An 11,505-nucleotide genomic window follows, 5' to 3' on the forward strand; every position below is an offset into this window, starting at 1 on the left:
TTCCAATAAACGCTGTTCGATATTTTTCAAATAAAAAAAGCCACGAAAACATATTGTATTCGTGGCTTTAGATTTTACAGAAAAATTGAAGAAGGAAATTCAATAATTTTCGCTTCTTAATAATTTTTATGATAACTCAATTACTCGATAATCGAGATTCAATGCTCCGAAGCTTGTCTCGAAATCAAATTATATTTTTCAATAATAATGCTTCGTGACCTAGCTTCGAAGTTGTTTATTCCGCTCCGGCGTCTTCTTTTAAAAAGTTATATTTTTTTGAATAATCCAGCATTTGACCTTCAAAGCTTTCCGGCTGAGTAACCTTGATAGTCGTAATTTCACCATTTTCGTCCGTTTCGGTTACTAGCTCAGGATTTACAAAACCGCTATAAGGCGCCGACTTAAATACAGCATTTCGTTCTAAAACTTCTTTGTGAATTTCCTGATCTACTTTTACACCATAATTTTCTACCAGGTTTTTGGCAGCTTCGTAATCACCTTCAGATTTAATTCTTTGAGTTTCACGTAATAACTCTCCAAAAAGTTCTCGAAGTTTCTCGTAATCCTTAATGTCGTAATAAGTTTTTCCGTCTTTTTGAACTTTTTCGATCACTCCATCTTCTTTCCCTTTTTCAATAACCCAGGAACTTACCCACATCCTGTTTCTCATGTGAGCTTCCTCAATGTCTTCGCCAATCTCGATCCTGGTTAATTGGCCCAGCATTCCGTTTCTGATATAATCGTTGTAAGCCGCTTTACCAAGCTTCGTATGATCATCAGTTAATCCTAATTCTTCTAATTTTGGATCCATTAAGTAATAAAGTCCCACTAGATCAGCACGACCTTCTTCCATAGTAGAGGCATAGCTTTTTAAGGTTTCTTTGGTCTGGCCAACTCCCTGGTTGATTTTACCAGATGCGTGGCCTACTACTTCGTGAAGTGCAGTATGCAATTTATCGGCCTGTTCGCCGTACTGCCCACTTAATTCAATCTCTTCCTCATCGTGAGAAAACTCTTTAAGTTTCTCGCTTCCTCCGGCTTTGCTATAGGCGTTATTAATATTACCCAGAGAAACAGATTTACTTCCGTGCTCCTGTCTTATCCAGTTTGCATTAGGAAGATTTACACCAATGGGCGTGCTGGGTGAAGCATCTCCGGCTTCCCCTGCAACAATAACGGTTTTGTAGGTTACGCCAACTACTTCTTCTTTTTTGTGCTCATCCATGATAGGGGCGTTGTCTTCGAACCATTGTACATTATCTTCCAAAACTTTCATTTTTTGAGACATATCGAAATCTTTTATCTGCACAATATTCTCATAAGAACCACGGTAGCCTAATGGATCATTATAGACTTCGATAAATCCATTGATATAATCGATATTTCCCTCTGTGGCTTCTACCCAGGCAACATTATAATCGTCCCAAACTTCAAGATCTCCGGTTTTATAATATTCTATGAGAAGTCCTAAAGCATTAGCTTGTTTTTCGTTTTCGGCAACCGCTTCAGCTTTTTCTAACCACTTGATAATTTCAGAAATTGCATCGCCATATAGGCCATCGACTTTGTAAACCTGTTCCTTTAATTGGCCGTTTTCCTTGACAAGTTTAGAATTGAGACCAAAAGAAAGCGGCTTATCGGGATTAGGGGATTTTTTATTTGCATAAAATTCTTCAACTTCAGCAGCGGTAACATCCGCTCCATAAAAATTGGTGGCAGATCCAGAAAGTAAACCTTCGGCTTCATCTAAGTTGACTTTTTTAGCGTCCTTGTCGTTAAAAATAACTTCTAAAGGCTCACCACTAAGTTCAGTATTGGTTTCTGATAATAATGATTGCAGATATGCTTTATCAAAATCTGGTTTGATCTTATTATTAGAGTAATGATGATGAATGCCATTAGAAAACCAAATTCGTTTTAGGTAGGTTTCAAAAGCTTTCCAATCTTCAGAGTCTTTGTCGCCTTCGTAATTGGCATACACATTCTCTAAAGCTTTTCTAATCTTTAGATTGTGTTTGTAGTTTTGAGCCCAAATAATATCTCGTCCGGCAAGGCCTGCGTGGGTTAGATAATAAACTAATTTTTGCTCTTTGAGGTCTAGATTTTCCCATCCCGGTATTTCGTACCTAAGAATCTTAATATCTGCGAATTCATCTACCTTAACAGAACTATTCTCTGTGGTTTCAGTTTGTTCCTGGTTAGTATTCGCTTCTTTTTCCTGGTCGTTACAGGAAATAAAAATGCTTGCAAGTGCAAGCAGCAAAATTCCAAATTTATGCTTCATTTTGATGATTATTTAGATCTCAAAGTTAAGAATAATCCTCTTTATGTGAAGCTTCCAGATATGGAAATCAGGCTTTATTCCAATTCTAGAAAATACTTTGATAATTTCTGAAAAATGCAGAAGTCTGACTTTTATGACACCTTTTTTGAGTCAGATGAAAAAAATTGATTTAGGGAACAAACTAAACTAAGTGAGGTTGAATTTGGCAAGATATTTTTCGGATAACCGCTTATTGGCTCATTACCTCTTTTCGCTCGTCGCTTTCTACCATTCCATCCCGAAGGCGAATAATCCGGTGTGCATGGTGGGCAACTTCTTCTTCGTGAGTAACCAAAATCACTGTATTTCCCGCGGCGTGAATTTCATCAAAAAGATTCATAATTTCCAACGAAGTTTTTGAATCCAGGTTTCCGGTTGGTTCATCGGCAAGAATTATAGAGGGTTTGTTCACCAAAGCTCTCCCAACGGCTACCCTTTGACGCTGTCCACCCGAGAGTTGATTGGGTTTATGATCCATTCTATCTCCAAGTCCAACATTGGTTAAAACCTCTTCTGCACGTTTTTTTCGGTCGGTTTTATTGTAACCGGCATAGATCATTGGTAAAGCAACATTTTCTAAAGCCGTAGTTCTGGGAAGCAGGTTGAAGGTTTGAAAAACAAAACCGATCTCTTTATTTCTGATTTCAGCAAGTTCATCGTCTCCCATTTGGCTGGCATCTTTTCCATTTAAAATATAAGTTCCGGAAGTTGGCGTATCCAGGCAACCCAATAAGTTCATTAAGGTAGATTTTCCCGAACCGGATGGCCCCATAATCGCTACATATTCACCTCTATCAATATCCAGGTCTATCCCTTTTAAAACTTTAACCACTTCATTTCCCAGTGGAAAATCCCTGGTAATTTGCCTAATCTCAATGACTTTACTCATTCCAAAATAATTTTGTGTTTATAGGACGCTGCTTTGACCTTTTTGTTACAACCTTATTGTAAAATGCTGCTTGGCCTGCTCTTTTCTAAAAAAAACAAGTCCGAGGAAAAATGTGTCTATAGTTACTCTTACTTCAGGATGCGCTTTGATCTCTTCCCAGGCAGCTTCCATTCCGGGAGACCAGTGGATATCATCAAAAATAAATACGGTATCATTATGAGCTGTTGGCAGCAACTGCTTAAAATATTTTAAAGTCGCTTCTTTTGTATGGTGGCCATCGAAGTAAATTAAATCGTATTGGGTTTGTGGTTCGTTATGTATAGTTCTCTGAGGACTGCTGTCTTTAGAAAATAGCACAAATTTTGAAAGAATTTCTTCAAACTCGCCAACTTTCAGTTCCACATTGCTTAAGCCGAATTTCTCTAACTGATTTCTGGCCACATCGGCAGTTTGGGGGCAACCTTCGATACTCGTTACTACGCTTTTACTATTGGTTGCAAGTGCAGAAGTACCAATTCCCAGGGAAGTGCCCAGCTCTAAAATATTCTTGCAGTTTAGATAATTGGCTAATCGGAATAAAAACCTGGCTCTTTTCTTCGGAATCCCCACGTTTTTAGCAATCGCTGAAATTGTGCGTTCGTTCGAAGTAAAGACCCTGCTTCCGGCACCAAAATCGGTCACCTGAATGGTTTTATGATTCTTTAAAAGATCTTTTCGGTATTCGTTTAGAAGGTTGTATTCTTCATATTTCCTTTTATCATAAAAGCAATTCGTTACCAAATCGTACACAAACGGCGAATGCAATCCGTGCTGATTTTGGGATTTTAGAAGGAATTTTATGTAGGATTTTAGAAGCAAGCTATCGGTTGTCAGTTATGAGTTGTCAGTTTTCGGTTATGGGTTTCGATTTAATATTCAGTTATAAATTATTAAGTCTTCCAATTTTTTTCCACGTATTGTAAAAACGAATAAATCTTTCCCCCTAAAAGATCGTATTTTGTTCTTAGCGTCTTTATTTCTTTGATTTCATATAGCTCGTCTATCATTTCCAATTGTGATAAACATTCTAAAAGTGAGGCGTGTGCGTATACCAGGAATTTTATAAAATCTTGTTTGTAAGCTCTTCTTCCATATCCTTCAACGATATTGTCTTTGATACTTTTAGAGGACCTTCTTATCTGACTACCCTGCTCATACAATTCAAATTTCGGAAGTTTGAGTGAAACTTTGTGAACTTCAAGAGCGTATTCAAAAGAAAGATTGTAGATATCTAAATCTCTATAACTTTTCATATGTTGATTTTTAAAATTAATTGTGACTCACAACTCACAACTCACAACTCACAAATGAATCACTCCGCCTTCGCACCAAGCTCGAACCAGCGTTCAGTTTTGGTTTCTATGGCGTCATCTATTTCCTGGAGTTTTATTGAGTTTTCTTTAATTTCATCGGGATCCAGATCTTCTAAGAATTTTTGCTGAAGTTTCTCTTTTTTCAGCTCCAGTTTTGCGATTTCTTTTTCAAGTTTTCCAAACTCTTTTTGTTCGTTATAACTTAGTTTAGTGCCGGAGCTGGTCTTCTTCCAGTCTTTCTTATTATTATCGCTTTCTGAAGTTTCTTCCCTGGCTTCTATAGTAGCGCTATCTTCGTATGCGCGATATTCGGTGTAATTTCCTGGAAAATCCTGAACTTCTGCATTTCCCTGAAACACGAAAAGGTGATCAACGATCTTATCCATAAAATATCTGTCGTGGGACACCACTAATAAACAACCCGGGAAATCTAGCAGAAAGCTTTCCAGGACGTTTAGCGTAACGATATCAAGATCGTTTGTAGGTTCATCAAGAATCAGGAAGTTAGGGTTTTGAATAAGTACTGTACATAGGTAAAGTCGTTTTCGCTCACCTCCACTTAATTTTTCAACAAAATCATATTGTTTTTTTCTGTCGAATAAAAAGCGCTCTAAAAGTTGCTGTGCCGAAATTTGCCGACCCTTTTTCAATGGGATATAATCGCCAAACTCCCGAATCACTTCAATAACTTTTTGGCCGGGTTTAATATTAATTCCTGATTGAGTGTAGTAACCGAATTTTATGGTTTCCCCAATAACTACTTTGCCATTATCGGGTTTAATCCCTCCGGTTAGGATATTTAGGAAAGTTGATTTTCCGGTACCGTTTTTTCCTATAATACCAATGCGTTCTCCACGCTTAAAATTATAGCTGAAATTCTCTAGCAGTTGTTTATCCTGGAAAGACTTGCCAATATTATGAAGTTCCACAATTTTGCTTCCCAGGCGCTCCATATTTAACTCCAGCTGCACTTCGTGATCCTGGCGGCGTTTATGAGCACGGTCTTTAATATCCTGAAAATCGTCTATCCTGGATTTGGATTTTGTGGTACGCGCTTTAGGTTGGCGACGCATCCATTCCAGTTCTTTTTTGTAAAGCTGTTTGGCTTTCTCGGTGTTGGTGGCTTCCTGGGCCATCCTTGCATCTTTTTTATCCAGGTAATAGCCGTAATTTCCTTTGTAGGTGTAAAGATTACCGTGATCAAGCTCAACGATTTCGTTACAAACCCGTTCCAGGAAATACCTGTCGTGAGTAACCATAAAAATGGTAAAGTTCTCTTTCTTAAAATATTCTTCCAGCCACTCGATCATATCCAGATCCAAATGGTTGGTAGGCTCATCCATTATGATGAAGTTTGGTTTCTGCAGTAACATCACCGTTAATGCCAGACGCTTTTTTTGTCCGCCCGAAAGATATTTCACTTCTTTAGAAAGATCGTCCAGTTTTAGTTTAAACAAAATTTGTTTGTACTGGGTTTCAAAATCCCAGGCTTGAGCAGCGTCCATTTCTTCAAAAGCCTTTTGATAAGCTTCAGCATCATCAGGATTTTTAAGCGCTTTTTCGTAGCGGTTTATTATATTCAGGATTTCATTATCTGAAGAAAATATAGTTTCTTCAACCGTTAAATTCGGATCTAAATTGGGTTCCTGCGGAAGAAAGGCAGTAGTAATATCCTTCCTGTACACCACTTTACCGGCATCTGGCGCATCGAAACCGGCCAGTATATCCAGAAGCGAAGTTTTTCCGGTTCCGTTTTTAGCTATAAATCCTACCTTCTGACCTTCATTGATTCCGAAGGAAATATCTTCAAATAACACGCGTTCCCCGTAGGCTTTAGCAATATTCTCTACACTTAAATAATTCACAGACTTGAGTTTTGTGCAAAATAAAAGGAAAATTGCGACTTAATTTTATTATTAGCCTACAAAAACTATATTTGTTAAAACTATCTAAATTAAGATGCTGGCTCGCTGTGAAAATGTGCGTTGGTCGATTTAAATCATCTTGATATCCCGAATCAATAGCAAAATATGCTGAAAAGATACTATCTCATTTTAATCTTAATGGCGGGAGTTTTAAGTTTCTCGTCTTGTATTTCTACTAAAAAAATAACTTACCTGCAGGGTAAAGACCGGGAAATGGATAGTATTATCCAAATTCAGCAGTTAAAAAAACCATATCGCATCCAAACCGGCGACCTTTTAAGTATTCGGGTTAAAGCCCTGGACCAGGAACTGGTGGGAATGTTTAATCCCGTAGGAGAAGCAAATCCGAATGCTACTACGGAAGAAGCTGTTTATTTTGATGGTTTTACGGTAGATGATCACGGGAATATTCGTGTACCTACCCTGGGAGAAGTAAATGTTTTAGGTTATACCGAAAGAGAAATAAGAGAGAAAATAGAAAACTTATTGTTAGAAAATTACTTTAAAGAGGAAGCCAATCTTTTTGTTACGGTAAAGCTGGCAGGGATACGATATACCACACTGGGCGAAATAGGGACAGGCAGCCAGGTAATTTATAAAGAAAAAGTGACCATAATGGAGGCGGTGGCTAACGCCGGGGGAATTTCCGAATATGGCGATATGGAAAATGTAAAGATTATAAGGCAATATCCATACGGGGAAGAAGTTCATAAAATAGATCTAACCGATATTGACGCGACCCAAAGTGAATATTATTATATACAACCCAACGATCTTATTTTGGTAAATGCTTTACCGCAAAAGGCGCTGGGATTGGGCACCACCGGATTGGAAATATTTAGAACAGGAGTTACCATATTATCATTTGTAACCACAACCATCTTATTATTTAGCAGGATTTAAATGGCGCACGAAGACGATCACATATCAGATGTTGGCTCAACCTTCGATTTTAAAGGTTTTGTACTTAAAGTTATAAGTTACTGGAAGCTTATTTTACTTTCGGTAGGGATTAGTTTGGCGGTTGCCTACTACAATAATGTCCGGAAATTACCGGTTTATAACCTGGGAAATTCCATTTCTATAAAAGACGATCAGAATCCTTTTTTTACCAGCAATACTAGTCTAACTTTTAACTGGGGAGGAACTTCAGATAAGGTAAATACGGCTATGACCATCTTGCGATCGCGGTCCCATAACGAAGAGGTGGTAGAGGAACTTCAGTTTTATACCCAATATTTAAAGGAAGGTGAATATCAACGTATAGATGCTTATGGTAGCACCCCGTTCACAGTGGTGGCAGATACGGCGAAAGCCCAGGCTATAAATGTAACGATGACGATCACATTTATAGATTCCCTCACCTACAATTTAAAAGCGAATGTACCGGCAAGTTTGAGCCTTCAGAATTATAAAACTAAAGAAAAAACTTACAGGGAGGTAGATGCTAAAGAGTTTAGTAAAAATTACAAATCGGGAGAGCAGGTTCGACTTCCTTTTTTCCATGGAACTATACTTAGGGTAGATCAGCCTTTACAAGCCGGCACCCCTTTCTATGTGAGTTTTATGAATTTTGACTCCGCCGTTGGGAAATATCGAAATGTAAATGTAAGTCCTGAATCTCAAGGTTCTTCTGTGTTAAAAATGAATCAAACCGGAGGAAATAAAGACCGAATTGTAGATTATCTCAATGGAACTGTTCGTGTGCTTAGTGAAAATATGCTGGCGCGGAAAAACCTTTTTGCCACTAAAACCATTCGATTTATAGATTCCAGTTTAGCAGTTCAATCTGAAGCTTTAAAATTAGTTGAAGCAGAGCTGAATCAATTCAGGAATGATAAGGCAATAATGGATATTTCTGCGGAAAGTTCTCAGCTTTCTAATAAACTTTCATCTTTAGATCTTAGAAAAGAAGACATCAGGCGACAACTTTCTTATTACGAAACCTTAAGAAATTACCTGGAAACCCGAAATGATTATTCTAATGTTCCCGCTCCTTCTGTAGCCGGAATTTCAGAAGGAAGTATTGCGAGTGGTGTATCCCGAATTATTGCCTTAGCAGAAGAAAGAAGTAATTACCAATATTCTCTAAAAGAAAATTCCCCGGTTTTTGACGATATAGACCGACAAATAAATTCGGTTAAATCCATTTTGCTGGAGAATATCAGTTCTTCAAGAGGTTTATTGAGGGAGGAGCAACAGGATATTAACCGGCAAATTGCGCAACTGGAATCTGAAATCAGTAAACTTCCACAGGAAGAACAGGATCTGCTTAAAATTCAACGTCGTTACAGCCTTAACGAGAAATCTTATAATATGTTCCTTGAAAAGAGGAGCGAAGCCGGGCTAATTAAGGCGGCAAATGTAAGTGATGTGATGGTGATCGATTCGGCTAAAGATACCGGCGGGGGACAAATTGGCCCCAATACCCAGCTTAATTATGTGATGGCTGTATTGGTTGGGGGCGTAATTCCCTTAACTTTTGTATTCCTGTTAGTTTTTATGAATACCAATATTCATAACGCACAGGAAGTTACGCGATTGTCGCCAATTCCAATTTTAGGGATGATTGGAAAAAGTAAAATGGATTCCAATTTGGTCGTTTTTAGTAATCCGAAATCATCTATTGCTGAAGGTTTTCGAGGTTTGCGTTCTAGTCTTCAGTTTATGTACAAAAAACAAGGCGTTACCGGTTCTAAAACTTTATTGATTACGTCTTCGGTATCGGGAGAGGGAAAGACTTTTTGCGCGATGAACCTGGCGACCGTTTTTGCTCTAAGTGAACGAAAAACGGTATTGGTAGGTGTCGATTTAAGAAAACCGAAGATCTTTGATGATTTTCAGCTGAATAACGATCTGGGAGTGGTGAATTATTTGATAGACCAGGCGAGCAGTGATGAGATTATACAGCAAAGTAAGATTCCTTATTTGGACGTGATCACCGCCGGGCCAGTGCCTCCAAATCCATCAGAGTTGCTTATCAACGAGCAAATGGATAAGCTGATGGAGGAATTAAAACAGAAATACGATTATATTATCCTGGATACCCCACCAATTGGGATGGTTGCCGATGCTCTAAACCTCGTAAAACACGCCGATGCTACAATTTACCTGGTGCGACAGGATTATACGAAGCGTGGAATGCTGGAGTCTATTAACGAGAAATACGGTAAAGGGGAAATCAAGAACATCAGTTTTGTATTAAACCACTTTGTGCACCGCGCCAAATACGGTTATGGTTATGGCTATGGTTATGGTTACGGCTATGGCTATGGTTACGGGTATAACCGATATTCTAAAGGCTACGTTGAAAAATCTGATCCCACCCGAAAGTTTAAACGCTGGTGGAAGAAGGCGATGAGGAATTTTGAGTGATTAGTAGTCGTTAGTTTTTAGACGTTAGACTTTAGAAAAATGAAGGAAATATAATGGAAAACATCCCTGTTTTTAAGTTTGAAGATTTAAAAGTTTATCAAAAGGCATTGGATTTTGTGGATTTGGCTTATGATGTATCCAAGAGTTTTCCTCAGTCAGAATTATATAATTTAACCTCTCAATTTAAGCGAGCGGCTGTATCAATTCCTTTAAACATCGCTGAAGGCGCTGGAGATACCAATGCTCAATTTAATCGGTTTTTAGAAATTGCCAGCGGATCCGTAAAGGAATGCGTTGTTTGTTCTACAATCGCAAGACGACAGAACTTTATTAGTGAAGAAAAGAATTTGGAAAACCGGAGAAAACTAGCCGAACTTTCCAAAATGATGAGTAGTTTTAAGCGATATTTGAAGAAATAATAGTTGTTAGACTGTAGTGATTAGTCGTTAGAACCATAAGAACTACCGTCTAAAGACTAAAGTCTACCGACTTTTTTTACGCCACGAATCCACGGATTTTTTAATGTTTTTGAGGCTTGTTCCGAGATCATGAATAAAGCTCCTTCCCTTTTTTCAAGGGAAGGTGGCACATCTTCGATGTGACGGAAGGGTTTCTTTAGTAGTCAGGATGATTCTTGCACCACTAAAGCTAATGCAGGATCTCATTCTGTATTATATGTTAGATGTTAAAAAACGTATCGATTAAAGTCTAAGGCCTCCCGACTAATAACTAATTAAAAATCCTTAATTTCGTTGCTTAAAAAATATCTCCGAAAATACCTTGACTAAAAACGACGACTGGTTATACGAAATCACCCCGAAGCGCAAGCTTGTAGACCTTAATTTTAAGGAGATCTGGCGGTATCGTGATCTGTTGATCCTTTTTGTGAAAAGGGATATAGTCACAGTTTATAAGCAAACCATTTTAGGGCCGCTTTGGTATTTTATCCAGCCGCTTTTTACCTCTATAATCTTCACCCTTGTTTTTAATAATATAGCGAGTATTCCTACGGGGAATGTGCCTTCTTTTCTTTTTAACCTAACTGGCATCACCGCCTGGAATTATTTTAACCAATGCCTTACTGGGACCTCTAATACTTTTACTGCCAATGCAGGTATTTTTGGAAAGGTCTATTTTCCACGGGTGATTATGCCTTTAAAAACAGTTATTAGCAACTTATTTAAATTTGGAATTCAATTACTGATATTGATTGTTTTTTATTTTTATTTTCTGTTAAGAGGTTATGAAATAAGTCCTAACTCAAATTTACTCTTATTCCCGGTTTATGTATTAATGATGGCATTATTAGGTCTAGGAGCGGGAATGACGATTTCTGCACTAACTACCAAATACCGTGATTTAACTGTGTTAGTAGGTTTTGCCACTACTTTATTAATGTATATTTCGGCTGTACCTTATCCTTTAAGTGAAGTTTCCGAAAAAATGCCGGATTGGGCCTGGCTGGTGAAATACAACCCCTTAACGCAAATTATAGAAGGCTTTAGATATATGGTATTAGATACCGGTACTTTTACCTGGCCTGGGTTTTTCTATACTTTAGGAGTGTCAGTGGTGCTTTTTCTGTTGGGTTTAATTATTTTTAACCGAACGGAGAAGAATTTTATTGATACGGTGTAAGAG

General features: G+C 38.0%; 9 protein-coding genes. 4 read left to right on the top strand and 5 right to left on the bottom strand.

The features are described 5' to 3' along the window. Positions 1–235: 235 nt before the first annotated feature. The 5 genes from B5440_RS05100 to B5440_RS05120 all read right to left on the bottom strand — a co-directional run bounded on the left by B5440_RS05100 (position 236) and on the right by B5440_RS05120 (position 6,429). The gene (locus tag B5440_RS05100) at positions 236–2,284 is read right to left on the bottom strand and encodes a dipeptidyl-peptidase 3 family protein (RefSeq protein ID WP_070055085.1); all 2,049 of its coding nucleotides are present in this window, start codon (positions 2,282–2,284) and stop codon (positions 236–238) included. A gap of 229 nt (positions 2,285–2,513) precedes the next feature. After that, a complete protein-coding gene (locus B5440_RS05105) occupies positions 2,514–3,212 on the bottom strand; it encodes an ABC transporter ATP-binding protein (RefSeq protein ID WP_070055084.1) in 699 nt (232 codons plus the stop codon). Between the two features lie 45 nt (positions 3,213–3,257). After that, positions 3,258–4,016 (bottom strand): O-methyltransferase, encoded by a 759-nt coding sequence (locus tag B5440_RS05110; RefSeq protein ID WP_232756039.1) that lies wholly within the window; start codon positions 4,014–4,016, stop codon positions 3,258–3,260. 125 nt (positions 4,017–4,141) lie between these two features. Beyond that, the gene (locus tag B5440_RS05115) at positions 4,142–4,504 is read right to left on the bottom strand and encodes a four helix bundle protein (protein WP_070055082.1); all 363 of its coding nucleotides are present in this window, start codon (positions 4,502–4,504) and stop codon (positions 4,142–4,144) included. Between the two features lie 59 nt (positions 4,505–4,563). After that, positions 4,564–6,429, bottom strand: coding sequence for an ABC-F family ATP-binding cassette domain-containing protein (locus B5440_RS05120; protein WP_070055081.1), 1,866 nt, complete (start codon positions 6,427–6,429; stop codon positions 4,564–4,566). 165 nt (positions 6,430–6,594) lie between these two features. Here B5440_RS05120 and B5440_RS05125 point away from each other — a divergent pair, with 165 nt between their 5' ends. The 4 genes from B5440_RS05125 to B5440_RS05140 all read left to right on the top strand — a co-directional run bounded on the left by B5440_RS05125 (position 6,595) and on the right by B5440_RS05140 (position 11,502). After that, on the top strand, positions 6,595–7,392 hold the full coding sequence (locus B5440_RS05125) for a polysaccharide biosynthesis/export family protein (protein ID WP_232756038.1): 798 nt from the start codon (positions 6,595–6,597) through the stop codon (positions 7,390–7,392). After that, positions 7,393–9,864, top strand: a complete 2,472-nt coding sequence (locus B5440_RS05130) for a polysaccharide biosynthesis tyrosine autokinase (RefSeq protein WP_070055079.1) — start codon at positions 7,393–7,395, stop codon at positions 9,862–9,864. A gap of 53 nt (positions 9,865–9,917) precedes the next feature. Then, positions 9,918–10,283, top strand: a complete 366-nt coding sequence (locus B5440_RS05135) for a four helix bundle protein (RefSeq protein WP_070055078.1) — start codon at positions 9,918–9,920, stop codon at positions 10,281–10,283. 361 nt (positions 10,284–10,644) lie between these two features. Next, entirely contained in the window at positions 10,645–11,502 is an 858-nt protein-coding gene (locus B5440_RS05140) for an ABC transporter permease (RefSeq protein WP_100970650.1), read from the top strand. Positions 11,503–11,505 lie beyond the last annotated feature (3 nt).

Origin of the sequence: Salegentibacter salarius (assembly GCF_900168265.1) — a bacterium.
In the GTDB taxonomy this organism is placed as follows: Bacteria; Bacteroidota; Bacteroidia; order Flavobacteriales; family Flavobacteriaceae; genus Salegentibacter; species Salegentibacter salarius.

Bases quoted from the DNA above. Each gene is read 5' to 3' on its own strand.
- B5440_RS05135 (WP_070055078.1), top strand. From the start codon at position 9,918: ATGGAAAACATCCCTGTTTTTAAGTTTGAAGATTTAAAAGTTTATCAA.
- B5440_RS05105 (WP_070055084.1), bottom strand. From the start codon at position 3,212: ATGAGTAAAGTCATTGAGATTAGGCAAATTACCAGGGATTTTCCACTG.
- B5440_RS05125 (WP_232756038.1), top strand. From the start codon at position 6,595: ATGCTGAAAAGATACTATCTCATTTTAATCTTAATGGCGGGAGTTTTA.
- B5440_RS05130 (WP_070055079.1), top strand. From the start codon at position 7,393: ATGGCGCACGAAGACGATCACATATCAGATGTTGGCTCAACCTTCGAT.
- B5440_RS05115 (WP_070055082.1), bottom strand. From the start codon at position 4,504: ATGAAAAGTTATAGAGATTTAGATATCTACAATCTTTCTTTTGAATAC.
- B5440_RS05100 (WP_070055085.1), bottom strand. From the start codon at position 2,284: ATGAAGCATAAATTTGGAATTTTGCTGCTTGCACTTGCAAGCATTTTT.